Annotated in this window: 26 protein-coding genes and 1 pseudogene; 18 read left to right on the forward strand and 9 right to left on the reverse strand. The window is 69.7% G+C overall.

What is annotated here, in order from left to right:
• Window positions 1–48 precede the first annotated feature (48 nt).
• Window positions 49–795 (forward strand): TetR/AcrR family transcriptional regulator, encoded by a 747-nt coding sequence (locus KBX50_RS03290; protein ID WP_210934547.1) that lies wholly within the window; start codon window positions 49–51, stop codon window positions 793–795.
• Between the two features lie 77 nt (window positions 796–872).
• Here KBX50_RS03290 and KBX50_RS03295 read toward each other — a convergent pair whose 3' ends face one another.
• Window positions 873–1,928 (reverse strand): sigma-70 family RNA polymerase sigma factor, encoded by a 1,056-nt coding sequence (locus tag KBX50_RS03295; protein ID WP_307870822.1) that lies wholly within the window; start codon window positions 1,926–1,928, stop codon window positions 873–875.
• Window positions 1,929–2,005: 77 nt separating this feature from the next.
• On the opposite strand from KBX50_RS03295, the gene KBX50_RS03300 reads away from it, so the two are divergent.
• Window positions 2,006–2,836 carry an alpha/beta fold hydrolase gene (locus KBX50_RS03300; protein WP_210934549.1) on the forward strand — a complete coding sequence of 277 codons (831 nt, stop codon included), beginning with the start codon at window positions 2,006–2,008 and terminating at the stop codon, window positions 2,834–2,836.
• A gap of 88 nt (window positions 2,837–2,924) precedes the next feature.
• Here KBX50_RS03300 and KBX50_RS03305 read toward each other — a convergent pair whose 3' ends face one another.
• Entirely contained in the window at window positions 2,925–3,863 is a 939-nt protein-coding gene (locus KBX50_RS03305; RefSeq protein ID WP_210934551.1) for an AraC family transcriptional regulator, read from the reverse strand.
• Window positions 3,864–3,970: 107 nt separating this feature from the next.
• Here KBX50_RS03305 and KBX50_RS03310 point away from each other — a divergent pair.
• Both KBX50_RS03310 and KBX50_RS03315 read left to right on the forward strand, forming a co-directional pair.
• A pseudogene (locus KBX50_RS03310) lies at window positions 3,971–4,078 on the forward strand (short-chain dehydrogenase); the annotation flags it as partial.
• Between the two features lie 45 nt (window positions 4,079–4,123).
• Window positions 4,124–5,029, forward strand: coding sequence for an NAD(P)-dependent oxidoreductase (locus tag KBX50_RS03315; RefSeq protein WP_210935097.1), 906 nt, complete (start codon window positions 4,124–4,126; stop codon window positions 5,027–5,029).
• Between the two features lie 165 nt (window positions 5,030–5,194).
• On the opposite strand, the gene KBX50_RS03320 is transcribed toward KBX50_RS03315, so the two are convergent.
• Complete coding sequence (locus KBX50_RS03320) at window positions 5,195–5,752, reverse strand: helix-turn-helix domain-containing protein (RefSeq protein WP_210934553.1); 558 nt, start codon at window positions 5,750–5,752, stop codon at window positions 5,195–5,197.
• Between the two features lie 76 nt (window positions 5,753–5,828).
• Here KBX50_RS03320 and KBX50_RS03325 point away from each other — a divergent pair, with 76 nt between their 5' ends.
• The 3 genes from KBX50_RS03325 (at window position 5,829) to KBX50_RS03335 (ending at window position 10,099) form a co-directional block, all read left to right on the forward strand.
• Entirely contained in the window at window positions 5,829–7,445 is a 1,617-nt protein-coding gene (locus tag KBX50_RS03325; RefSeq protein WP_210934555.1) for an FAD-dependent oxidoreductase, read from the forward strand.
• Between the two features lie 99 nt (window positions 7,446–7,544).
• Complete coding sequence (locus KBX50_RS03330) at window positions 7,545–8,846, forward strand: DUF1800 family protein (protein ID WP_210934557.1); 1,302 nt, start codon at window positions 7,545–7,547, stop codon at window positions 8,844–8,846.
• A gap of 11 nt (window positions 8,847–8,857) precedes the next feature.
• Window positions 8,858–10,099: a DUF1501 domain-containing protein gene (locus KBX50_RS03335; protein ID WP_210934559.1), complete on the forward strand. Its 1,242-nt coding sequence runs from the start codon at window positions 8,858–8,860 to the stop codon at window positions 10,097–10,099.
• A 64-nt stretch (window positions 10,100–10,163) separates the two neighbouring features.
• Here the strand turns inward: KBX50_RS03335 and KBX50_RS03340 are convergent, their stop codons facing one another.
• On the reverse strand, window positions 10,164–10,850 hold the full coding sequence (locus KBX50_RS03340; RefSeq protein ID WP_210934561.1) for an SDR family NAD(P)-dependent oxidoreductase: 687 nt from the start codon (window positions 10,848–10,850) through the stop codon (window positions 10,164–10,166).
• 167 nt (window positions 10,851–11,017) lie between these two features.
• On the opposite strand from KBX50_RS03340, the gene KBX50_RS03345 reads away from it, so the two are divergent.
• On the forward strand, window positions 11,018–11,626 hold the full coding sequence (locus KBX50_RS03345) for a TetR/AcrR family transcriptional regulator (RefSeq protein ID WP_210934563.1): 609 nt from the start codon (window positions 11,018–11,020) through the stop codon (window positions 11,624–11,626).
• Window positions 11,627–11,650: 24 nt separating this feature from the next.
• Here the strand turns inward: KBX50_RS03345 and KBX50_RS03350 are convergent, their stop codons facing one another.
• A complete protein-coding gene (locus KBX50_RS03350) occupies window positions 11,651–12,568 on the reverse strand; it encodes a helix-turn-helix transcriptional regulator (protein ID WP_210934565.1) in 918 nt (305 codons plus the stop codon).
• 132 nt (window positions 12,569–12,700) lie between these two features.
• Here KBX50_RS03350 and KBX50_RS03355 point away from each other — a divergent pair, with 132 nt between their 5' ends.
• The 3 genes from KBX50_RS03355 (at window position 12,701) to KBX50_RS03365 (ending at window position 15,093) form a co-directional block, all read left to right on the forward strand.
• Window positions 12,701–13,606: an oxidoreductase gene (locus tag KBX50_RS03355; RefSeq protein WP_210934568.1), complete on the forward strand. Its 906-nt coding sequence runs from the start codon at window positions 12,701–12,703 to the stop codon at window positions 13,604–13,606.
• A 142-nt stretch (window positions 13,607–13,748) separates the two neighbouring features.
• On the forward strand, window positions 13,749–14,306 hold the full coding sequence (locus tag KBX50_RS03360) for a dihydrofolate reductase family protein (protein WP_210934569.1): 558 nt from the start codon (window positions 13,749–13,751) through the stop codon (window positions 14,304–14,306).
• Window positions 14,307–14,448: 142 nt separating this feature from the next.
• Window positions 14,449–15,093, forward strand: coding sequence for an alpha/beta fold hydrolase (locus KBX50_RS03365; RefSeq protein WP_210934570.1), 645 nt, complete (start codon window positions 14,449–14,451; stop codon window positions 15,091–15,093).
• A gap of 243 nt (window positions 15,094–15,336) precedes the next feature.
• Here KBX50_RS03365 and KBX50_RS03370 read toward each other — a convergent pair whose 3' ends face one another.
• Complete coding sequence (locus tag KBX50_RS03370; protein ID WP_247673063.1) at window positions 15,337–16,380, reverse strand: alpha/beta fold hydrolase; 1,044 nt, start codon at window positions 16,378–16,380, stop codon at window positions 15,337–15,339.
• On the opposite strand from KBX50_RS03370, the gene KBX50_RS03375 reads away from it, so the two are divergent.
• The 5 genes from KBX50_RS03375 (at window position 16,357) to KBX50_RS03395 (ending at window position 20,449) form a co-directional block, all read left to right on the forward strand.
• Window positions 16,357–17,286, forward strand: a complete 930-nt coding sequence (locus KBX50_RS03375; protein ID WP_307870823.1) for a WYL domain-containing protein — start codon at window positions 16,357–16,359, stop codon at window positions 17,284–17,286. The two genes, KBX50_RS03370 and KBX50_RS03375, sit on opposite strands and share 24 nt — an antisense overlap.
• A 140-nt stretch (window positions 17,287–17,426) precedes the next feature.
• The gene (locus tag KBX50_RS03380; RefSeq protein WP_210934573.1) at window positions 17,427–17,654 is read left to right on the forward strand and encodes a hypothetical protein; all 228 of its coding nucleotides are present in this window, start codon (window positions 17,427–17,429) and stop codon (window positions 17,652–17,654) included.
• A gap of 1 nt (window position 17,655) precedes the next feature.
• Window positions 17,656–18,429, forward strand: coding sequence for a (Fe-S)-binding protein (locus tag KBX50_RS03385; protein ID WP_210934575.1), 774 nt, complete (start codon window positions 17,656–17,658; stop codon window positions 18,427–18,429).
• Window positions 18,430–18,446: 17 nt separating this feature from the next.
• Complete coding sequence (locus tag KBX50_RS03390; RefSeq protein ID WP_210934577.1) at window positions 18,447–19,856, forward strand: lactate utilization protein B; 1,410 nt, start codon at window positions 18,447–18,449, stop codon at window positions 19,854–19,856.
• Entirely contained in the window at window positions 19,853–20,449 is a 597-nt protein-coding gene (locus tag KBX50_RS03395) for an LUD domain-containing protein (protein ID WP_307870824.1), read from the forward strand. The genes KBX50_RS03390 and KBX50_RS03395 overlap by 4 nt, the downstream gene beginning before the upstream one ends.
• An 86-nt stretch (window positions 20,450–20,535) precedes the next feature.
• Here the strand turns inward: KBX50_RS03395 and KBX50_RS03400 are convergent, their stop codons facing one another.
• Both KBX50_RS03400 and KBX50_RS03405 read right to left on the reverse strand, forming a co-directional pair.
• A complete protein-coding gene (locus KBX50_RS03400; RefSeq protein ID WP_210934580.1) occupies window positions 20,536–21,249 on the reverse strand; it encodes an alpha/beta hydrolase in 714 nt (237 codons plus the stop codon).
• Window positions 21,250–21,520: 271 nt separating this feature from the next.
• The gene (locus KBX50_RS03405) at window positions 21,521–22,282 is read right to left on the reverse strand and encodes a trypsin-like serine protease (protein ID WP_210934581.1); all 762 of its coding nucleotides are present in this window, start codon (window positions 22,280–22,282) and stop codon (window positions 21,521–21,523) included.
• Window positions 22,283–22,595: 313 nt separating this feature from the next.
• Here KBX50_RS03405 and KBX50_RS03410 point away from each other — a divergent pair, with 313 nt between their 5' ends.
• Together KBX50_RS03410 and KBX50_RS03415 are read left to right on the forward strand one after the other, a co-directional pair.
• Window positions 22,596–23,141, forward strand: a complete 546-nt coding sequence (locus tag KBX50_RS03410) for a DUF6232 family protein (protein WP_210934582.1) — start codon at window positions 22,596–22,598, stop codon at window positions 23,139–23,141.
• The gene (locus tag KBX50_RS03415; RefSeq protein WP_210934583.1) at window positions 23,138–23,473 is read left to right on the forward strand and encodes a hypothetical protein; all 336 of its coding nucleotides are present in this window, start codon (window positions 23,138–23,140) and stop codon (window positions 23,471–23,473) included. Before KBX50_RS03410 ends, KBX50_RS03415 begins: the two co-directional genes overlap by 4 nt.
• Before the next feature lie 118 nt (window positions 23,474–23,591).
• Here the strand turns inward: KBX50_RS03415 and KBX50_RS03420 are convergent, their stop codons facing one another.
• On the reverse strand, window positions 23,592–23,786 hold the full coding sequence (locus KBX50_RS03420) for a DNA-directed RNA polymerase subunit alpha C-terminal domain-containing protein (protein WP_210934584.1): 195 nt from the start codon (window positions 23,784–23,786) through the stop codon (window positions 23,592–23,594).
• Window positions 23,787–23,839: the final 53 nt, after the last annotated feature.

Genomic DNA, 23,839 nt, shown 5'->3' on the forward strand with positions numbered 1-23,839 from the left:
GGAAATGGTGCGTGGTACACCGTACACCTCACGGGGTAACCTCCGCACATGGAAAGTCAGGACGTCGACCGCACGCTCGGACTGCTGTGGCGGCGTACCCTCGGCACGCCGCAGGGCTCACGGGGACCGAAGCAGCGGGCCACCATCGACGAGGTGGTCCGGGCCGCGATCGCGGTGGCCGACGAGGAGGGCCTGCCTGCCTTCTCGATGCGCAAGGTCGCCGATCGGCTCGGGCTGAAGCTGATGTCCATCTACACCTACGTCCCCGGCCGCTCCGAGCTGATCGGCCTGATGGTGGACGAGGTCGCGGGCGAGCAGAAACTCCCGCCGCACGAGGGTCCGCTGCGGCAGCGGATGACCCGGATCGTCGAGCAGCTGTGGGACGAGTTCCACAGACATCCCTGGCTGCTTCAGGTGGAGAACAGCCGGCCGTGGATCGGTCCGAACGTCTCCGACCGGTACGAGTGGCAGCTCGCGGCCATCGAAGGTGCCGGTTTCACCGATCTCCAGATGGACCAGGTGATCACGCTGCTGAGCGGCTTCACCGCCGGGATGGCGCGGGCATCGGTGGACGCACGGCGTACGGCGGAGCGGTCCGGCATCTCCGACGCCGAATGGTGGGAGATCAACGCGCCGGTTCTCGAGCGGGTGATGCCAGCCGAGGCCTATCCGATCTCCGGCCGGGTCGGGCGGGTGGCCGGCGAGGAGTACAACGCGATAGATGATCCGGAACGCACGTTCCGGTTCGGGCTCGACCGCCTCCTGGACGGGCTGGAGCAGTTCCTCAGCGGCTGACTGTTGCGGAGCATCCGGTGGTCGGTGGCGTTGGAGTTGCCGGGTTCTCCGATCGAGCGGCCGCGTCGAACCTGGGATCAGGCAAGCGTGTCCGGTAGCCCGAAGTGCGCGAAGTGCTCCGAACCGATGAATGACGTGATTGCAGCGATCTTTTCGCCGTCCATGGTCAGGACGTTGATCGACCAGGCGCGGTACCTGCCGGCTTCGGTGCTCCACAGATAGCACCCGACGGTGGGCTGGCCGTTGGCGCTGGTCGGCAGGTGCCGCCAGGAGCCGCATCCGGTCAGTGGGACCCGCACCGCGAAGTCCATGACCGCGTCGACGCCCTGGTACCAGTGGGGCAGCGGCGGCATCGACCAGGTCACGTCCCGGGTCAGCAAGGTGACGAGGCCGTCGGCGTCACCGTTTTCCAGCGCGGCGGAGAACGCGACGACGATCTCTCGCAGGCGGCCGTCGTCGATCTTGCGCAGTGTCTGCTGTTGCGACCGGGAGGGAGTCCGTTGCGCGATGATCTTGCGGGCGCGCGCCAGCGCGGAGTTCACCGATGTCGTCGACGTGTTCATCATGGTGGCGATCTCGGCGGCGGTGAAGCCCAGGACGTCGAAGAGGAGCAGCGCGGCCCGCTGGTTGCCCGGTAGGTGCTGTAGGGCGGCCACCATCGCGAGTTCGACGGCTTCGCGCTGTTCGTACCGGGCGTGCGGGCTTGCCCGGCCATCACCGAGACCCGCGTCCGGGTATGGCCCGAGCCAGGCGACGTCGGTGCGCGGGGCCGCGTCGAGCACGGGGTGTCGGCTGGACGGGCCAAGATCGACAGGCACGGCTCTCCGCTGCCGGGTCTCCATGAGATCCAGGCAGGTGCGGGTGGCCACCGTGTAGAGCCACGAACGCAACGAGCTGCGCCCCTCGAACCGGGCGAGTCCTCGCCACGCACGAAGCAGCGCTTCCTGCAGCGCATCGTCGGCGTCGTGGGTGGAGCCGAGCATGCGGTAACAGTGGGCGTGCAGTTCCCGACGCAGCGACTCGACCAGGCGCGTGAACGCGGCGTTGTCGCCGTCGCGCGCGCGGGCCAGGTCGGCGTCGGCACCGTCGGCGGTCGCCGCATCCGGCGTACGCCTGAGAAAAAGGTCGCTCACGACCGACGATTCTGCCCCACGACGGGAGTCACCTACTTCCGAAGGAGCAACCCAGTCCGGTTCCCAGGAGGATCACGATGAACGCCACATCGACCGTTCCCGTCACCGCCGCGACCCTGGAGGTCCCCGGCGCGCGGCTGTACTACGAGGTCCGCGGCCAGGGGCCACTCGTGGTGCTCGTCGGCGCCCCGATGGACGCCAGGTCGTTCGCGCCCCTGGCGGACCTGCTCGCTGCCGACCACACCGTGCTCACCACCGACCCCCGCGGCATCAACCGCAGCCCCGTCGACGACCGCGACCGGGACTCCACCCCGGAGCTGCGCGCCGATGACCTTTTCCGGCTGTTGTCCCATTTCGGCCGCGGCCCGGCCGCCGTGCTGGGGTCCAGCGGCGGCGCGGTCAGCGCGCTCGCCCTTGCCCAGATCCACCCGGAGCAGGTTCATACGGTGATCGCCCACGAGCCGCCGCTGGACGAGTTGCTGGACGACCGCCAGGAGCTGCGCGAGCAGACCGAGGACATGATCGCCACCTACCTCTCCGGCGATGTGCGAGGTGCCTGGGCGAAGTTCCTGGCTACGGCGAACATCCATCTGCCGGACGAGGTGTTCGAGGCGATGGTCGGCGAGCGAGACGCGCAGACGGCCGCGGACGAACACTTCCAGTTCGCCCACATGCTCCGGGCGACCACCCGCTGGCAGCCGGACGTAGCGGTCCTGCGCTCCGCGCCGACCCGGATTGTCGTCGGCATCGGCGACGACTCGAGCGGCCAGCTCTGCGACCGCACCTCAACGGCCCTCGCCGCGGCGCTGGGTGTCGCCCCGACCATGTTCCCCGGCGGCCACATCGGCTTCGTCGAGGACCCTGAGCGGTTCGCCACCCGGCTGCGTGTCGCCCTGTACGAGGGCTGATGCGACACCGGACCGCCGAACGAGAGACAGCGGGGGACAGGGGATACGGCGGTGGCCCGGCGGTGTCGGCCGTTGTCGTCTGGTGTGGTTACCCGGTGGTGGTGTGTCGGCGGTAACGGCCGGGTGGTTGGCCGTGGGTGCGGGTGAAGGCGCGGTTGAAGGCGAATTCGGAGGTGTAGCCGACCTCGTGGGCGATGGCGGCGACAGGCAGGCTGGTGTCGCGGAGCCTACGGGCGGCTACGTCGAGGCGCCAACGGGTGAGGTAGGTCAGCGGGGGTTCGCCGACGTGGAGGGTGAACCGTCGGGCGAGGGTGGCGCGGGAGACGTTTACCATTGCGGCGAGGGTGTCCAGGGTCCAGTGGCGGCCGGGGCGCTCATGTAGCACGGCGAGGGCGCGTGCCGTGATCGGGTCGCGCAGGCCGCGTAGCCACGAGGGGTCCATGGTGTCACCTTCGGTATCGAGCCAGGCTCGAACGACGTGGATCAGCAGCAGGTCGAGCAGGCGTAGCGCGGCGGTGCCGGAGCCGGTGGCGGTGTGGCTGCGGGTCTCGTGGGCCAGCAGGTCCAGCACCGAGCGCAGCCAGGGCCCGCTGTCCGGCTGGGCGGTGGCCACGTGCAGCACTGGCGGCAGCAGCCCCAGGACGGGGTGGGTGACGTCGGTCGCGTACTGGTAACCGGCGCACAGGATCCGGGTCCGTGCGCCCGGCCCGTCGAGGACCAGTTCACCGTCGGGACGGATGAGGCTGCGTTTGAGATCGTCGTCGAAGCGGCGAGTCGGCAGGCCCGGATCGGTGGCCAGTTGGTGGCGGGTCCCGGCGGGCAGCAGCACGAGGTCGCCCGGGGACAGCTGGCGAGGCGGCGCGGCGTCGGTGGTGAACCAGCAGGTGCCAGCGACTACGGCGTGAAACGCGGCACCGTGGCGGGCCGGCAGCTCGATGGCCCAGGGAGCTCGCGCGTCGAAGGTTGCCATGAGGCTCGCGTCGACCCGGGCCAGCGCCAGTACGTCACCCAGAACATCCACCCGCACAGATTAGGGCCGCCGCAGGGACAGTAGCGGACGGGTGAGACGGACGGGCAAACAGTCGAGTAACGCAGGCATTCATGTCCTCACCGGCGAGCGGCAGGGTGGTCGGCATGGAGATCACCGGAAGCACCGCCCTCGTCACCGGAGCCAACCGCGGTCTGGGTCGCGCCCTCGTCGACGCCCTGCTGGAGCGCGGCGTCACCGCCGCGTTCGCCGCCATGGGCTCCTGACCTTCGCACCGCCACCACCGAGGAAGGAGCATGATGAAGATCGCTGTGCTGGGACTTGGCGCGATGGGCTCGCGGATGGCCCGCCGACTGCTCGCCACGGGCGAACACGACCTCACCGTATGGAACCGCACGGCCGAGGCGACGCGGCCCCTGACCGAGGCGGGCGCTGCCGCGGCGGCGACGCCGGCGGCCGCCGCCGAGCAGTGTGACCTCGTGCTCAGCATGCTGCGCGACGACGACGCCGGCCGTGAGGTGTGGCTGGCACCGGAAACGGGCGCGCTGGCAGCGATGGCACCTGGGACGGTCGCCGCCGATTGTTCCACTGTGACCCCGGCGTTCTCCGCCGAACTGGCTGCCCGGTGCGCCGAACGCGGCGTGGACTTTCTCGACGCACCGGTGCTCGGCTCGCGCCCCCAAGCGGAGGCCGGAACACTCATCTTCCTCGTCGGCGGCCGACCGGCGGTTTCGCACCGGGTGGAGCCGGTGCTGCGACAGATCGGCGGCGCCGTGCACCAGATGGGACCGACCGGGACCGGCACCCGGATGAAGCTGCTCCTCAACTCTCTGTTCGCCGTCCAGGTCGCTGCCGTCGCCGAGCTGCTCGGCGCGCTGCACGGCACCGACCTGGACACTGCCCGTGCCGTCGAAGTCCTCGCCGCCACTCCGGTGGCAAGCCCGGCCGCCGCCACCGCCGCCACCGCCATGCTCGGCCACACCTTCCCGGCGGCCTTCCCCATCGACCTGGTCGCCAAGGACCTGCGATACGCCGCCGCAGACGCCGCCTCCCGTCACCTCACCATCGCCCTGACCCACACGGCCGCCGACATCTACCAGCAGGCGATCGACCGGGGACACGGCCAGGACAACATCACCGGAGTCGTCCAACTCTTCCGAGCCGCTGCGGCCCGCCTGACCGGCGGTGGCGCGCTTCGGCGCTGATGCCCACCGGAGCGTGCGCCGCGAGTCGTCCGTACGCGTCGAGCGGGCCGGGTTACGACTCCTCTGGTGCGTACCGTTCGAGCATCCAAGGCCGGGCGTCGCGTCGGTCGGGGGGGGGCGGCCTCATCGGTGTGTTGCTGCCCGGCTCCGCCCTGCCGGTCGCTCTTACTGGTGCAGATGTGCGCGTTGCCCCTCGCGGTCGAAGATCATGATCAGCTCGGCCGGCTCGTCGAGGGCTGTCATCGAGTGTGGCGTCATCGTCGAGAACTCGGCTGCCTCGCCCTTTCCGACCTCGATCTGCCGCTCACCGAGCCACAGCAGCACCCTGCCATCGAGCACGAGGAACCAGTCGTACCCCGGATGGACCCGCTGGGCCGGCATCGTCGCCTCGGGCTCCAACCGGACCTTCATCGCCATGGTGCGTCCGTCGACGCGGCTCAGCGGCCACGTGGTGCGCGAACCCGAACGGTGCTGCACGGGGCGGATCACCACGTCCTCGTCGCTGGTTGCCTCGAAGAGGACGTCGAGGCTTACCTGTAGCGCGTTGGCCAAGGGCACGAGCACATCGAGGCTGAGTGTCCGTTTGCCCGTTTCGACCCGGCTGATCGTCGACGGGCTGAGGTTGGTGCGTTCGGCGAGTTCCTCGAGGGAGTAGCCGAGCGTGGTGCGGATGCTCCGCAGCCGGGTGCGCGCCAGCCGCTCCACCTCACTGCGGTCGTTCATCTTCTCAGCATGAGGGTGTTTTGCGGATCTCGCAAGCGGCCTGTCAGATGCCGCCAGAGGTTCCTACGCTGGACGCATGACAGATCATGCCCACGGAGCCTCCGAACACACACCGCACCAGAGCATCGTCCGGAAATGCGACGTCGCCGTCATCGGCGGATCAGCGGCCGGTCTGGCGGCCGCCCTGCAGCTCGCTCGTCAGCGACGCTCGGTCATCGTCGTCGACGACGGCACGCCGCGGAACGCGCCGGCGGCGCACATGCACGGTTACCTCGGACGTGAGGGCATCCCACCCGAGGAGATGCGGGCCATCGGGCGCAAGGAGGTCCGTAGCTATGGTGGCAACGTCCTCACCGGTCGTGTCCTGGCGGTGCGGCAAGAGGAGGACGGATTCCACCTCGCCCTCTCGGGTGGGCACGGTCTCGTCGCCCGCCGGGTACTGGCCGCGACCGGCATCGTTGACGAGCTTCCCGACATCGAGGGTCTCGCCGAACGTTGGGGCGCTCAGGTGTTCAACTGTCCGTTCTGCCACGGTTGGGAGGTCCGCGACCTGCGGGTCGTGCAGATCGTCACGACGCCGATGGGACTGCATCCGACCCAGCTGATGCGGCATCTGACCGACCGGTTGACCGTGGTGCTGCATGACGCGACGGGGATCGACCCGGCCGCGGTGCAGACCCTCGTCGCCGCCGGGGTAGCCGTGGTCGAGAGTGCGGTGCGCCGGGTGGCCGACGCCGGCCCGGACGGGTCGCTCGTCGTCGAACTCGCCGACGGCCGCAGCCTGCCAGCCGACGCGATCCTCACCGGGGCCCGGTTCCGTCCCCGGGTCGAGATGCTCGCCGGGCTCGGCATCGACACCACGGCCCACCCCAGCGGACTCGGTGATCTCGTCGCGGTCGACCCCACCGGACGTACCAGCGTGGAGGGCGTCTTCGCCGCCGGGAACCTGACGGACCCGAGCGCCCAGGTCCTGCAGTCCGCGGCGAACGGAAGTTGGATCGGCGCCCAGATCGCCTTCAGCCTCGCCGCCGAGGACACCACGGCGGGTGTCCGTCCCTCCGGCGTCGCGATCGAGTGGGACGGTCGCTACGGGGAACAGGAACGCGTGTGGAGCGCCAACCCGAACGGCACCCTCGTGGCGGAGGCGAGGGACCTGCCTCCGGGGCGGGCGCTCGACGTCGGCGCGGGTGAGGGAGCCGACGCGCTCTGGCTGGCCGAACGAGGCTGGCAGGTGACCGCCTCCGACGTCTCCAGCAGGGCACTCGACCGGATCCGGGCCGAAGCGGAACGTCGCGGGCTCGACGTGCGCACGCTGCACCGCGACGCCAACGACCCCGCCGCGTACGCAGACGAGACCTACGACCTCGTCTCGCTACAGTACGGTTCGTTCCAGCGCACGCCCGAGCAGCGCGGCCTGCGCAACCTGCTCGACGCCGTGGCCGTCGGCGGGACGCTGCTCGTCGTCGGCCACGACCTGACCTGGCTCGAGCAGCCGTCGGACCCCGGCGAGCAGACCCGCATGTACGACCCGCAGGCGTACGTCACGATCGACGAGATCGCCGCCGAGATCACGGCTTCGAGCGACTGGCGCATCGACGTGAACGAGACCCGTCCCCGCCCTCCGGGAGCGATCAGCACCCACCACGTCGATGACGTCGTACTGCGGGCCGTACGACTGGACCGCAAGGAGTAGAGCATCGAGGTGCCGGACGACCTGCCGGGCACCGCGTGTTTGTCCATCCCTGACCGAGTTCTTACCGTCGCCGTACGTTCGTGTCGTAGCGTCTGCCGGGTGACTGAGCGGGAGGCGGTAACGCACCTGCTGCGTCGGGCGACGTTCGGGCCGACAGCCGAGGAGGTGGACGCGGCCGAAGGTGACGGGTTTGCCCGTACCCTCGACCGGCTGCTCGCGCCGGAGGGCCCGGATCGTGGCGCGGCGGCCACCCCGGTGCCGGTTCTCGGGCCGGACCCGGCGGCCCAACTCGACCGCGGGGCGCCCCGGGAGCAGCGGCAGCGGGCCAACCAGCAGCGCCGGGAGCAGGTGACCCGGCTGCTCGACTGGTGGCTGGGACGGATGGTCGTCGCCGAGCACCAGGTGACCGAGAAGCTGCTGTTCTTCTGGCACGGGCATTGGGCGACAAGTGTGCAGAAGGTTCGCTCCGCCGGGTTGATGCTGCGGCAGTTGGAAACCCTGCGCCGGCTCGGGCGCGGACCGCTGCCGCCGCTGGTGGACGCGATGGTGCGTGATCCGGCCCTGATCCTGTGGCTCGACGGGCAGCGCAACACCCGCAAGGCTCCGAACGAGAACCTCGCTCGGGAGCTGATGGAGCTGTTCACTCTCGGCGTCGGCGGCGGTTACACCGAGACGGACGTGAGGGAGGGTGCCCGGGCACTGACCGGCTGGTTGGTCGATCGCCGGACCGGAGCGGTGCGGTTCGAGCCGCGCCGGCACGACACCGGACCGAAGACGATCCTCGGCGTCACCGCCCCGTTCGACGCCCGGTCCTACGCCCGGTTGCTGACCGACCAGCGGGAGACGGCGCGGTTCGTGGCCGGCCGGCTCTGGTTCCGGTTCGCCGGTGCACACCTGCCGGCCCCGGACGGTCTCGCCGGTGCCGACACACTGGCGACGCTGCGCCGTATCTTCACCGCGCCGGACTTCGCCCAGACCCGGGAGACCCTCGTCAAGCAGCCCGTCGAGTGGGCGGTGGGCGCGATGCGGCAGCTCGGGATCCGACCGGCGGACCTGCCCGAGCAGCGTCGCCGGCAGTTGGTGGGGGGCCTGAACGCGCTGGAGCAGGTGCCGCTGCGCCCGCCCAGCGTCGGCGGCTGGCCGGCCGGGACCGCCTGGCTGACCACGTCGTCGGCGCAGGCCCGGCTCCGTGCCGCCGGACACCTCGCCCGTGCTGCGGCACCGGCGGTGCTGTCCCGGCTCGCGGCGGTATCCCGCGACGACCGGCCGGACGTACTGGCCCGGCTGCTCGTGGTCGACGAGTGGAGCGAGCGCACCCGGGCGGCGCTGGCTCCGATGGCCGGTGAACCACGGCGGCTGATCGTCGCCGGCCTGGTCAGCCCCGAGTACACGGTCAGCTGAAGGAGAACGGCGTGGACAGCCTGACCCGGCGGCGCTTCCTGGTGGCCAGCGGCGTAGCCGGCGCGGTCGCCCTGGCGGCCGGAGCCACCGCCCACCGGCTGGAGGATTTGTTCGCCACCGCCGGCGACCGGGATCCGGACTCCCGCACGCTGGTGCTGGTCACCCTGTACGGCGGCAACGACGGCCTGAACACCGTCGTCCCGTACGCGGACCCGGCCTATCACGACGCCCGCCCGGAGCTGGCGTACGCGGCGGAGGAGGTCCGGCGCCTCGACGGCGAGGTGGGGTTGAATCCGGCGCTGGCCGGGGTGCACAGGCTCTACGGCGAAGGTCGGCTCGCGGTGGTGCGCGGCGTCGGCTACCCGAAGCCCGACCGCAGCCACTTCCGGTCGATGGACATCTGGCACACCGCCGAGCCCGAACGGCCCGCTTCCACCGGGTGGGTGGGCCGCTGGCTGGACCACGCCAGCGGGGACCCGCGGCTCGCCGTCTCCTTCGAGCCGACGTTGCCCCCGCTGCTGGCCGGCGAACGGTCGGCGGGTGCCTCGGTGCTGGTCGGTGAGCGTTCGGCCCCTCGTGGTCTGCCGGAATCGGCGCTGGCTGCGCTGGCGGTGGCCCAGGCGGGGGAGTCGGCGGCCCGGGCGCGTGCGGCGGCCTGCTTCGCCGACTTGCGCGCCGTCGACCAGATGATCCGCGAGGTGCGCGACGCCACAGTGGACGAGGAGAACGACCAGGAGGCGGAGACGGCTCCGGCGACCGCGACCGGAGGCGCCCGAACCTCCCTGGACGCGCAGCTGGACCTGGTCGCCCAGTGCATCGAGGCCGGTGTCACCACTCGCGTGTTCTCGGTGTCACTCGGCGGCTTCGACACTCACGCCGACGAAAGGCAGCTGCAGGAGGTGCTGCTCGGGCAGCTCGACCGGGCGCTGACCCGATTCACCGAGCGGATGGCGCGGACCGACGCGGGCCGGAAGGTGGTCACCGCTGTCTATTCCGAGTTCGGCCGCAGGGTCCGGGCCAATGGCTCCGACGGCACCGACCACGGCACCGCCTCGAACATGCTTCTCCTCGGCAGTGGGGTGCGCGGTGGCCTGTACGGAGAACCGCCCAGCCTGACAGACCTCGACCGCGGTGACCTGAAGTTCACCGTGGACTTCCGGGACGTCTACGCCACCTTGCTCGAGTCGGTGCTGGACACCGACCCGGCCGTCGTCCTGCACGGCTGGCGTGGGCGGATGACCGGCGCTCTCTGAGCCACTCGGCCGACCTGGGGGGCGTCCGGGCCGGAGGTGACACCGCCGTCGTCGACCACGCTCCCTACCAGCTCAACTGCCCGTACTCGTCGGTGAACGTCCCGGTTGGGCCGTCCGGGTCGAGCGTGGCCAGGCGTACGACTGTTTTGGCGCTGTCCGTTACTGACCTTCCGATTCCGAAGGCGGCGGTCATGTCGGTGGCGGTGGTGCCGGGTTCGAGTGCGTTGAACTTGATCCCTGGGTGGGATTTGGCGTACTGGACGGTGAGCATGGTGGCGGCCGACTTGGATGCCGCGTAGAGCGCTAGCGGCATGTTGAACTCCGGCCGGTCGGGACTGGTCACCGCCCAGAAGGAACCCATGCTGCTCGAAAGGGTGACCACCGTGGGATTCGAGGAGCGCTTCAACAGAGGCAGGGCCGCCTCCGTGACTCGGACGATCCCCACGGCATTCGTGTCGAACACGCGCAGGGCTGTCGGGCCGTCCATGGCTCCGGCTCCCAGGATGCCCGCGTTGTGCACCAGTACGTCGAGTCGACCCTCGGTGGCGTCGATCGTCGCCAGAGCATCGCTCACCGACGCGTCGTCGGTAACGTCCAGCTGGACGAATCGTGCGCCTAGCGCCGCTGCGGCTTTCTCGCCCCGTTCGACGTCGCGAGCGCCGATGTACACGATGTGACCCAGTTCGTGAAGCTGTCTGGCTGTCTCGAAGCCGATGCCCTTGTTTGCGCCGGTGATCAGAGTGACGGTCATGAGTCCCCTCCAGGTGCGCGGACCGCCGCGAACCGTCGACTGGGCGACCGGTTGCGCGAGCGCGGCAACTTTTGTACCGCTCGGTTGCCCGGCAACGATAGCAAGTTCTGTACCGATCGGTCGGTGAGGCGGGTCACGTATCGTACCGATCGGTAGACTCGGTTCTCATGGGCATTGAGACGCCGCGCACCGGACGACCGAGGGCCTTCGACGAGGAGACGGTCCTCGATCGCGCCACCGAGGTCTTCTGGCGGTACGGCTACGAGGGCGCGTCGTTGAGCGCCCTCACCAGCGCGATGGGCATCAACCGCCCGAGCCTTTATGCCACGTTCGGCAGCAAAGAGCAGCTTTTCCAACGCGCCTTCACCCGCTACCACGAGACCCAGGTGGCCAACGCTCGCGCGGCACTCGACCAGCCCACCGCACGTGCCGCAATCGAAGCTTTCCTACGCTCCAGCGCCGACGGCCTCACCGCCGATGATCACCCCGCGGGCTGCCTTTCCATCCAGGGAGGTCTGGCCTGCTCGCCAGAGAACACCCGCATCTCCAAGATCCTGGCCGCGGGCCGGGCCGCCACCGAGTCCGCCCTCGAAGAACGACTTGCCCTGGCGGCACAGGAAGGAGACCTCCCGCAGGGCATGGATGCCAGAGCCCTGGCACGATTCGTGATGGCGCTCAGCGAGGGCCACGCCGTCCACGCCGCCGCCGGCGCGAGCCGCGAAGATCTCCACGCCTCCATCGACATCGCCCTGCGAGCCCTCGCTGCCCAGTTGTGACCGCCGCTGCAGCCCTGAGTCTCGCTACGTAACTTGCTGTCCTGTGCCGGTCCTGTCCGCTTGACGGGAGTGTGTGTTGGTGGGCGCTGAGCGGGTCGCGTGCAGCGATGCCAGGAGTTGCAGCCGGTCCGCGTCGGCGCTGCCCGGCTTGGTGGTGAAGACGAGCATGACGGGGCCGGGGTTCCCCGGTAGGGGATAGGTGTCCCAGTCCAGGACGATGTCGCCCACCTCGGGAATCCGGAAGGTCTTGGTGCCGCTGACCGACTCGCGTACGTCGTGCTGGGCCCACAGCCGCCGGAAGTGGGTGCTGCGGATGCTCAGTTCGCCGACGATCGCGGTGGCGCGCGGGTGGGTGGGGTCGGTGGCGACAGCAGCGCGCATCATGCCGATGTAGTCCAGAGCCTGCTGCTCCCAGTCCGGGCAGCTCCGCTCGCCGGTCAGCGTGTCGTCGAACAGCAGCAGGAGCATGTTGAGCCGGTCGCTCGGGTAGGCGTCCGGGTCGCCGAGCAGCGCCTGCGCCATCGGGTTCCAGTCGAGCAGGTCGAGATGCCGGCCGAGGATGACCGCGGGGGTGTCCATCACCCGCAGCAGGCGCCGGGTGCCCTCCGGTACCCGCTCCGGATCGCGGTTCACCGGGACGGGCGTGGATCGGCGGGCGGCGTGGGCCAGGGTGAACAGGTGCCGGCGTTCCTTGTGGTCGAGGCTGAGCGCGCCGGCAAGGGCGTCCAGGACGTCGTCGGACGGGCGTACCTCCCGGCCCTGCTCGATCCGCTGGTAGTAGTCGGTGCTCAGCCCGGCCAGCAGGGCCAGCTCCTCACGCCGCAGCCCGGTGACCTTGCGCCGGCCGCCCGGCTCCAGGCCGACGTCGTGTGGACGCAGCCGGCCACGCCGAGCGCGTAGGAAGTCGCCGAGCTCCCGAGCGTACGGGTGCGGACCGTTCATGCCGCAAGTGTGCCCGGGCCCGGACCGCCGAAGGTAGGTCCCGCAGACCTAGGCAACCGGGAACGACCGAACCGGCCCGGATCGCTCCTAACGTCGATGGCCGCAGCGCACCGACACCTTGAGGAGCAGCAGATGACCGGTTGGACCACCGACCGCATTCCCGACCAGCACGGTCGGGTCGCCGTCGTGACCGGCGCGAATTCGGGCCTCGGCCTGGTAACCGCCACCGAACTGGCCCGCCACGGCGCCCACGTCGTGCTCGCCGTCCGCAGCACCCCCGCCGGCGAGGAGGCCGCCCGCCGGATCGGCGGCGACGTCGAGGTCCGCGAGCTGGACCTGGCATCCCTCGCCTCGGTGCGGGCCTTCGCGGCGAAACTGGCCGGCGACCACCCGGCTATCGACCTGCTCGTGAACAACGCCGGCGTGGTGCTGCTCGGCCCGCGCCGCACCTCCGCCGACGGATTCGAACTGCACCTCGCCACCAACATGCTGGGCCACTTCGCGCTGACCGGCCTGCTGCTCGGGAACCTGGCCGCGGCGCGGGAAGCCCGCGTGGTCAGCCTCAGCTCGATCACCCACAAGAGCGCGCACCTGGACTTCGCTGACCTGATGTTCGAACGCGACTATCGGGCAGCCGCCGCCTACGGCCGGTCCAAGCTCGCCACCACGATCTTCGGCATCGAACTGGACCGCCGGCTGCGCGCCGCCGGCGCGCCGATCGTCAGCGCGTTGGCCCACCCCGGTCTCACCCGCACCAACCTGACTCCGCGTGCCTGGGAACACCGTGGCCGGTTCGGGCGAATGATCGCCTGGGGCGGGCTGTTGGCAACCCAGCCGGTGGAGCGGGGCGCGCTGCCGCAGTTGCGCGCCGCGACCGAACCCGGTGTACGTGGCGGCAAGTTCTTCGGCCCGTCCGGGCTCTGGGAGACGCGGGGCAGGGTCACCGAGGCCCGGCTCAGCCGGGAGGCCGCCGACCCGGCCGTCGGCAAGCGGCTGTGGGCGGCAGCCGAGGACCTGACCGGCGTCACCTACCCCTGACCTACCACGGTCGTCGGATGAGCAGCCCTATGTCTGTGGGTTTCCTCGGGCGTTCGGGGCTTGGGCGTGTGGCCCTGGAAACTCGCTGATCGACGCCCGTCTGGGGCGGCTACGCGGGTGGTGGGCACTAGAGTCGCCAGCCATGGGACTTCTCACCTTCACCTTGAACGTCACCTTGGATGGTTGTGTCGACCATCAGGAGGGGATCGCCGACGACGAGACGCACGCCCTTTTCACCCGTCTCATGGATGAGGCCGGGGCGATGCTGTGGGGTCGGGTCACCTACGAGATGATGGAGAGCTATTGGCCTGCCGTCGCCCGCGGCGACGTGGAGGCGCCGCCGGCCTTGCGTGAGTGGGCGGTCAAGCTGGGGGCCAAATCCAAGTACGTGGTGTCGTCCACGCGCCAGGACTTCCCGTGGACCAATAGCCACCACATCGCTGGCGATCTACGCGAGGGTGTGCAGAAGCTCAAGGACGCGACCCCGGCGGGGGTCCTCCTCTGCAGCGGCAAGCTCGCGACCGAGCTCGACCGGCTGGACCTGATCGACGAGTACAAACTGCTCGTCCATCCCAGGATCGCCGGCCACGGTCCGACGCTGTACCAGGGCGGGCTGCCCGGCACGCGTCGGCTCGAGCTGCTCTCGGCGGATTCGTTGCGCAACGGTGCGGTGGCCATGCACTACCGCCGCGCCCGCTGAATCACAGCAGTCCGTCGCCGCCAGCCGGCACCCTCCGCACGCTCGCCGCGCCATGCTGCCGTGGGGGTCTACGGCCGCCGACCTGATGTGGACAAGCGGGCAGTGCGCCTGGCTGTCGTACCCGTGTGTGAGGCTTCGGGGCATGGCGACGTTCGTTCTGATCCATGGCGGCGGGGGCAGCGCCTGGGACTGGCATCTTCTGGCCCCTGAGCTGTCCGGAGCGGGCCATGACGTGGTGGCGCCGGAGCTACCGATCGAGGACAGGTCTGCGGGATTCGCCGAGTTCTGCGAAACGGTCGTCAGCGCGATCGGTGACCGCAGTGACCTTGTGGTCGTCGGGCACTCGTATGGGGCGTTCACGGCGCCGCTGATTGCCGACAAGCTGCCGGTGCAGCTGATCGTGCTGCTCACGCCGATGGTCCCGCAGCCCGGTGAGAGGCCCGGGGACTGGTGGGACAACACCGGTTACCGCGGCACGGAAGGGCTCAGCGAGGAGCAGCAGTTCTACAACGGCGTGCCGGCCGAGATCGTCGCTGAGGCTGCGGCGCATGGCCGGGACCAGGTCAGCGCGGAGTGGAACGAGCCCTGGCCACTGGACGCCTGGCCGGCCGTGCCGACGAAGGTGCTCATCGCCCGTGAGGACCGGTTCTTCCCGGCGGATTTCCAACGCCGAGTGGCCGCCGACCGGCTCGGCGTCACCCCGGACGAGATTGACGGTTGCCACGCTGTGGCGCTCAGTCATCCGAAGCCACTCGCCGACCGGCTGACCGCGTACCTGCGGCACTGAAGGCGTCAGCGGCCCGTCCCACAGCAACTGACGGCTCAGCGTCTCGGCGCTGCATGGCGGCAGATCCGGCGCACGTGATCGTTGTACGTATGTCTGTGTGACGGCCGCATCCCCAGACCCCGGCTAAGCGCATCCTGCGGGTTGGTGGCGTTTGGACCACCAACCCGCAGCGCAGGCGGCATGGCCAGGCCCCTACACTCCGCGATTTCTCAGACGGCCGTGCAGCGGATTCCTGCTGCGGTGCTAGATGACATCCCGCTGGTCCAGCCACTTGAGAATCGCCCGGTTCGTCTCTTCCGGCTTCTCCTGCTGGATCCAATGACCGCAATCCAGACTGACCACTTCCGCGTTCGGCACGAATTCTGTCAGTCTTTCGGACCTCGCGACCGTGTCACGGTCCCCGTAGATCATGAGGGCGGGCTGTTGGATGATCGGGTTCACGTCGGCGAGCAGGCGCCAGTTGCGGTCCAGGTTTCTGTACCAATTCAAACCGCTCGTGAAACCTGTTGATTCGAAGGCGGAGACGAAGACGGCCAGTTCGTCGTCGCTCATGATGGGCTCACCGGGTGGGGTTTCCATTCTGGCGAGGTTGATCCACACATTGCCTGGCTGCGGCTCTGTGACGGGCACGTCCTTCCGGTACAGGTTCCGAAGAAACTGGAACGTGTTCTCCTCGAACACGGCGTCCGCGACGCCCGGCTGTCGGTTGAAGTGGACAAAGTAGAAGTCGCTACCGAGCACATCCTCCATGAACTCGATCCAGGGCCTGTCCCCGCGCTCGAGGTACGGCAGGCTCAGGTTGATCACCTTGTTGACCCGGTTCGGGTGCAACAGGGTCAGGCCCCAGACGACGGCTGCACCCCAGTCATGACCAACGAAGGTGGCATCGTCGTATCCATAGTGATCGAGCAGTGCGACGAGGTCCCCCGACAGGTGTGTGATGTCGTAGTCGGTGACTTCGGTCGGTCGGGACGAGTTGCCGTAGCCCCGCTGGTTCGGCACGATGACGTGGTAGCCCGCTGCGGCGAGGGCGGGCATCTGATGACGCCAGGAGAAGGCGTGCTCCGGCCAGCCGTGACACAGCACGATGGGGTTCCCCGCGTTCTGCCGGCCGGCTTCGAAGACTTCGAGCTCTACACCGTTGACCGGAATGCGGGTCGGCTCGGGAAATTCGGTTGTCATGCCGGGATCATGCCGACCGATACCGGTCACCTCCTGACCGGTTTTCGTGGAAGTGTTGTCGAGGTGCGAGCCGACCGGTTGATGGCCATCCTCCTGCTGCTGCAACAGCGCGAGCAGGTGACCGCAGCGGAGGTTGCCCGGGAGTTGGAGATCTCCGAGCGCACCGCCCGCCGCGACCTCGACGCGCTGGGTATGGCCGGGGTTCCGGTGTACTCCATCCAGGGCCGAGGCGGCGGCTGGCGCCTCGTGGGCGGCGCCCGCACCGACCTGTCCGGATTGACGGCGAGTGAGGCCCGCGCCCTTTTCCTGGTCGCCGGCCCGGCCTCGGCTGCGACGCCGGCCGTGAAAGCGGCGCTGCGCAAGCTCGTCCAAGCCCTGCCGGCACCTTTCCGGGCGCAGGCCGAGGCGGCGGCGTCGTCGCGCGTGATGGATCCGCAGCGATGGGGGGCGAGCCGGGGAGAGCCGCGACCGCCTCGTTTCCTCGACGCGCTCCAGGACGCGGTGATCCGCGGGGTCCAGGTCCGGCTCGGCTACGTCGATCGCGAAGGCACCGAGACCGAGCGAACCGTGCACCCGCTGGGCGTCGTCGCCAAGGGCTCCTCGTGGTACCTCGTCGCCAACAGCGAGGCCGGACGGCGGACCTTCCGGATCGACCGCGTCTCGTCCGCCGACCCGACCTCCGAACCCGTACACCGGCCCGACGACTTCGATCTCGCCGAGAGCTGGCGCGCGATCGCCGACGAAGTCGACCGCAAACGAACGCCCCTCGAAGCCCGGGCGGTGTGTGCGCCCCGGGGGATAGGCGTGCTCCGGATAGGGTTCGGCGGTCGGCTCGAGGTGGGAGGCACAACGACCGACGGCCGCATCGAGGTCGTGATCCGCGGCAACGACGAACACACACTCGCTGGCGAGCTTGCCGGGCTGGTCGAATGGATCGAGGTGACCGGGCCCCCGGGCGTGCGAGACCACCTGGCCTCGATCGGCAACGCGCTCGTCGAGCGATACGGCTGAGACCGACAGCCCTGGGGAAAGCCAGACCTGAGCGACCTGTTGGCCGCCGCCGCTGCCGAACCGGCATTCCGCAGCGTGGTCGGCGTCGACGCGCCGACGTTCCTGCCGCCGGGCGACATGCCCGCCCGGATCACCGAGGCGTGCCGGCTCGCCGGCCAGCCGGTACCGCAGTCGCCGCTTGCCTGCCGGTGCTGGGCGGGCGGGTGGAGGCCACCGCGATCGGCAACCTGCTGTTGCAGGCCAGGACCGCCTGTGGTGGCCTTGCTGCGCTGCGGGGGCTGGTGCGGCAGACTCAGCGGATCATGCGGTACGAGCCCGGTGGCGGGTCCGGGGTGACGCGGGCCGGTGCGGGGCGGTTGGAGGTGTGACGTGCGGATCGCGTTGTTCGTGACGTGTCTGGCGGACACCCTGTTTCCCGAGGCGGCGAAGGCGACGGTGCGGTTGCTGGAGCGGTTGGGTCACGAGGTGGTGTTCCCCGACGGGCAGACGTGTTGTGGGCAGATGCATGTCAACACCGGCTATCAGGAGCAGGCGGTGCCGCTGGTGCGTCGGCATGTGCGGGTCTTCGATCCGTACGACGTGATCGTCGCGCCGTCAGGGTCGTGTGTGGGGTCGGTACGGCATCAGCACGCGATGGTGGCGCGACGGGCCGGTGACGTCCGGCTGGCCTCGCGGGCGGAGTCGGTGGCGGCGCGCACGTTCGAGTTGTCGGAGCTGTTGGTGGACGTGTTGGGGGTTACCGATGTGGGGGCGTCCTTTCCGCATCGGGTGACGTATCACCCGACGTGTCACTCGTTGCGGATGCTGGGCGTGGGGGATCGGCCGGTGCGGCTGTTGCGGGCGGTACGGAGGCTGGACCTGGTGGAGTTGCCGGCGGCGGAGCAGTGCTGCGGGTTCGGGGGGACGTTCGCGGTGAAGAACGCGGACACCTCGACGGCGATGTTGGTGGACAAGATGCGGCACGTGGTGTCGACAGGTGCGGAGTTCTGCACGGCGGGGGATGCGTCGTGTCTGATGCACATCGGTGGCGGGTTGTCGCGGTTGGGTGTCGGGGTGCGTACGGTGCACCTGGCCGAGATCCTTGCCTCGACCGCGCCCGACGGCGCCCTCGGTGAGCGGAGCGAACTGGTGGTCGGGTCGTGAGGCGGACCTTCCTCGGCATGCCGACGACCGCCCCGGCGGGCGTCGGGCACCTGCGGGGTGAGGAGTCCTTTCCGGCTGCCGCCCGACGGGCGCTGGCGGACGCGCAGTTGCGCCGCAACCTCGGGCACGCGACCGCGACGATCCGGGCGAAGTCGGCGGGTGTGATCGGTGAGGTGTCGGACTGGGAGCAGTTGCGGGCGGCCGGCAGCGCGATCAAGACCGACGTGCTGGCCCGGTTGCCGGAACTGTTGGAGCAGTTGGAGGCCCGGGTGAGCGCGGCCGGGGGAGTGGTGCACTGGGCGGCCGACGCCAACGAGGCGAACGCGATCGTCGTCGACCTGGTACGCGCCACCGGCAGTGACCGGGTGATCAAGGTCAAGTCGATGGCGACGCAGGAGATCGGCCTCAACGAGGCCCTTGAAGCGGCCGGGATCGCGCCGGTGGAGACCGACCTGGCCGAGCTGATCGTGCAGCTCGGCCGGGATCGGCCGAGTCACATCCTGGTGCCGGCGATTCACCGTAATCGGGCCGAGATCCGGGAGATCTTCCTGCGGGCGATGCCGGGAGTGGATCCGGGGTTGACCGACGAGCCGGCGGTCCTGGCGGCGGCGGCGCGCCGGTTTCTGCGGCAGACGTTCCTGTCCACGTCGGTGGCGGTGTCCGGGGCGAACTTCGCGGTGGCGGAGACCGGCACCCTGGCGGTGGTGGAGTCAGAGGGTAACGGTCGGATGTGTCTGACCCTGCCGGAGACGCTGATCACCGTGATGGGTGTGGAGAAGGTGGTGCCGACCTGGCGGGACCTGGAGGTGTTCCTGCAACTGCTGCCCCGGGCCTCGACCGGGGAGCGGATGAACCCGTACACCTCGATGTGGACCGGGGTCACCCCGGGCGACGGGCCGCAGGCGTTTCATCTGGTGCTGCTGGACAACGGTCGCAGCGCGGTGCTCGCCGACGAGGTGGGCCGGCAGGCGCTGCACTGTATCCGCTGCTCGGCGTGCCTCAACGTGTGCCCGGTGTATGAGCGCACCGGCGGGCACGCGTACGGGTCGGTGTATCCGGGGCCGATCGGCGCGGTGCTGTCCCCGCAGCTGACCGGGGTGGCCGACAACGCGTCGCTGCCGTACGCGTCGTCGCTCTGCGGGGCCTGCTACGACGCCTGCCCTGTGAAGATCAACATTCCGGCGTTGCTGGTGCACCTGCGCGACCAGGCGCCGCATCCGCGCGGTGAGGCGGCCGTGATGGGCGCCGCCGCGTACGCGATGGACCACCCGGCGCTGTTCGCGGCGGCGCAGCGCGCGACCCGGCTGAGCCGGCTCACGGGCCGGCGTGGTCGGGGCCTGCCGCCGCCGTTGTCCGGCTGGACCGCCGGCCGTGACCTGCCCGAGGTGCCGGCGCAGACCTTCCGGCAGTGGTGGGCGCAGCGGTGAGCGCGCGGGAAACGATCCTCGCCCGGCTGCGGGCCGCCCTCGACCCCGCGCCGGCCCCGGTCGAGGTGCTCCGTGACTACCGGCGCGACGGCGCGGTCGACCTGGATTTGCTGGTGGATCGGCTGACCGACTACCGCGCCCATGTGCACCGGGTCACCGAGGCGGCCGTCGCCGACACCATCACCGGCATCCTGCCGACCGGCGCGAGCGTCGTCGTACCACCGGCATTGCCGTCGGCCTGGCTGCCGGCGACCGTGACCGCCCTGGCTGACGAGGGTCTCGACACCACCGCGATCGCCGCCGCCGACGGCGTGATCACCGCCGCCGCCGTCGCCATCGCCGACACCGGCACCGTCGTGCTGGACGGCTCACCCGACCAGGGTCGCCGCGTCCTCAGCCTCCTACCGGACCTGCACATCTGCGTGGTCCGCGCTGCCCAGGTCGTCGCCAACGTGCCGCAGGCACTCACCCGGCTCGCCCCGCACCGGCCACTGACCTGGATCAGCGGCCCGTCAGCCACCAGCGACATCGAACTCAACCGCGTGGAAGGCGTCCACGGCCCCCGCACCCTGCACATCATCCTGCTGCCCTGAGCTCGTCCGGCGTCGACTGACCATCGGCGCCGCTCGGCGAGGCTCGGGGTCACAGTCCCGTCCGGCAGGTTCACCGTCAAGGCCGCCTAGCGAGGGAGGTGAGTCCATCCTGCGGTAAGGGTGAGAAGGTGAGCGGTTACCGCGTCGGGGTCGATGAGTTGATGGAGGTGTCCGCCCGGGACCTCCGCGACGCTCCAGCCCCGGGCGCGTGCCTCTTGCGCCATGCGGTCGTACGGCGGCCCGAACAGCAGGTACGCGCATGGCCGGTGATCCCAGCCCGCCGCCACCGGGATCTGCTGTTCGTAGTAGCTCACCGGAAGCCGAGGCTGCTCGGCTGAGACAAGTGCTCTGGTCCGGCGGTCGGGGAACAGCGGCGCGACGGTGTCCTCGTCCCACCAGTTCGTCCATTGCGGCAGCCGGCCCTCCGCCGCGATCGACCGCAGGTAGGTCAGGCGTTCGGGTGACGCGGCCGGCGTCGGCCCGCATCGCGAGGGCAGACTGGCATCGACGAACACGCACCCGACGATCGGACGGTCGGCAGCCGGTACGACAGGTGGCACCAGAAGACCGGCGTTGCTGTGAGCAACCAGCACGATCGGCTGGTCCTGCGGTAGGTGGGAGACACTGTCCTTGATCACCGGACCGATCTGTGGCCAGAACGGCGGGTCGTCGACATTTGTCACGTGGACCATCGACGGCACCACCGTAGCGACGCCCAGCGCCCTCAGCCTGGCCGCCACCGGAGCCCAGCTCAGAGGCCCCAGCAACAGGCTGTGCAGGAGTACAAGCGCGGGCTTCACACGTCCATCATCCACAGAATGCGTCGGGCAGCCGCTCTTCGTTGGCGTGGCGCGCCAGGTGCGGCAGGCGCGGATACCGGATCAAGGGCAGTCAGGCTGACAATCGACATCCTGCGATGCAGCGGACGATGCGGGTGTCGACCGCGTGGGCAGGACGGGGGCGGAACATGGACCAAGGCACCCGCGACGAGATGCTCGGCCGGCTGGCCGACGCCGGCGCCGACGCGAGCGTCAGCGCCGTGTCCGGTCGGCTACCACCGCCGGGTGGTGATCAGCTGGAGCTTGCGAGCAGTTGGTCGGCGGCGCGCTGGATGCTCTGGCTGAAGTAGGCGACGTCGGTGTAGTTGGGGGTCGGCTCCTCGCCGATGTCCCAGTCGCAGTCCGAACCGGCGCTCACGATGCCGACCTGCTCCCAGGCGCCGTGGGCAAGCCGGTGCAGAGCTGGTCCGCCCGAGTCGCCGGGGCAGTGGCTCTTCTGGTTCACCGACTTCGCGCAGATCGTCGACCTCGGGTACTCGGGGTGCTCATCCCACCAGGGGTCGTCGAAGCACTGCTCGTCGGGCAGGAAGGGCAGCTTCACCTTGTTGAGGAAGCGTTCCTGGGGGCCGCCTGACTTCTTCGTGCCCCAGCCGGTCACGGTCAGGGTCCGTAGCTGTCGGGGCTCGGTGGCCAGCCGCAGGACGGGCAGGTCGAGCGGCCGTTCCAGCTTGATCACCGCCCAGTCCGGTCCATTCCACCACTCGGTTCCGCCGATGTGAGCGGCGGATCTGGTCATCGTCCGGCGTGGGTTCTTGAGGTCGACGGTGCCGGAGACGACGGTGAGGCTGTCGGCTGGCTGCTCATCGACGCAATGTTGGGCGGTGAGCACCAACTGCGGGTGAATAAGGGTTCCGCCGCAACCCACCGGCAGAAGCCGGACCATCCACGGGAACTCACCGGGCGCGGCCCGTTCACCGCCGCTGATTGCCGCGGCCGGAGCCGCCGTGACCAGCACGGCGGCCAATGCCACCACGGCGATCAGGAGTCGTTTCAAGCGCATCTGACACCCTTCGAAGGACTACCGCTACGGAGGTAGAACGGTGCCAGCGGGCGCTTTTGTTGCAATCCGAGGGTGATCCGCCGGCCGGGGCCACCCCTTCCGCCATGTGGAGCGTCGCCTTGCGTCCAGCCGGTGAAGAGGGTGGCGAGGCTGGCTGCGGCGCGGGCAGTCGCCCAGGCGTCGGGGGTGAACTCGTAGCGCCAGATCTCGCCCTCACGGTCGCCGCTGAGCACGAACGTGTAGCGGCATCGACTGTGGATTGTGTTTGGTCGATCCTGTGCAATTCTGGTTCCGGGAGGGCACACAGATGGCGATCTACTATCGGGGGCCGGAACTCAATATCACCGACAAGCTGTTCGTGCTGCGCGCCCGCGAGCCCTACCTGGTCCAGGATCTCCGCGACATCAGGGTGATCGCCCTCAAGCAGACGTGGCGCCGCGAGGTGTTCGAGTTGCGGGCGACGTACCAGGGGCGCGAGGTCCTGTTGTATCGCACAACCGACCGGACCATGTTCGCGCACGTCAGGCGGGCGCTGGTTCGGGCGCTTGAGGCAAACGCCATGCACTCCCTCGCCGAGGAGCAGCGGACCCGCGACGCCTTGCGTGGCGGCACGCTCACTGCGGCCGGCGGTACGACCGAGCCGCCCCGCGATCCATGGCTCGACCCCGCCGATCCGTCGTCCTCACCGCCCGGGCAGGCGCCTGCTGAGCCGCGGTGGCGCACGATCGTGGAGCGCCTGCTCGGTCTTCCCCTCACTACTGCCGGTGCGATGACGGTGGCCGCTGAGCGATTCGACGACCGGATGACGAGGATCCTCGTGGCACTTGGTGACCCCGAAGGGCGGAGCCGGTGACCGAGTCCAGCCCTCCCTCGGTGTGGGACGCCCTCCCCGCGTACGAGAAGGTCCAAAAGTGGCAACGGGCTGTGCCAGATGCTGCTGAACGCATCCTGGTGCAGGTCGAGGAGGATGCAAAGTTCATACGCCGCGACGCTGAACGCCGCCTGACCTATGCCCTCGTCATCGTCGTGCTCACGCTGGTTTCCGGTGTGCTCCTCGCACTGCTCGACAAGACCGTTCCCGCGCTTGTGACATCCTCCGGCGGTACCATCGCCGTCGCCACGACGCTGATTACCGGACGGGTTTCCGCAGTTGCTGAGCGCCAACGCCGCCGGTCGCGTAGGTAGCACCTTCATAACTGCGACTGTCGACCGGAGGCCGACCGTAAGGCCAGGTAGCCAGCCGATTGCCTCTTAACAGTGCGCTCGATCAGGTCTCGAAGGGCGCAGCGGCGTCTGGCCGGCGTCAGCTCAGCCTCAGATTGTGCTGTTCGAGGGCGGCCTCAATGGTGTCGAGTGCTTTTGGCCCCATGCCGTGCAACTTGGCCAGGTCTGCGCGTGGCACGCCCGCGAGCTGGCGTAGGGCGGTGTAGCCGGCGGCGTTCAGCGCCCGCGTCGCGGGTGCGCTGATCTTCGGCAAGGTGTCAAGGGACGATTCCACCGCCCGATGCTAGACCCCCAATCCCGCCCGATGGAGACTCGTCCGGTACGAGC

Source organism: Micromonospora sp. C51 (genome assembly GCF_018070435.1).
GTDB lineage: Bacteria > Actinomycetota > Actinomycetes > Mycobacteriales > Micromonosporaceae > Micromonospora > Micromonospora sediminimaris.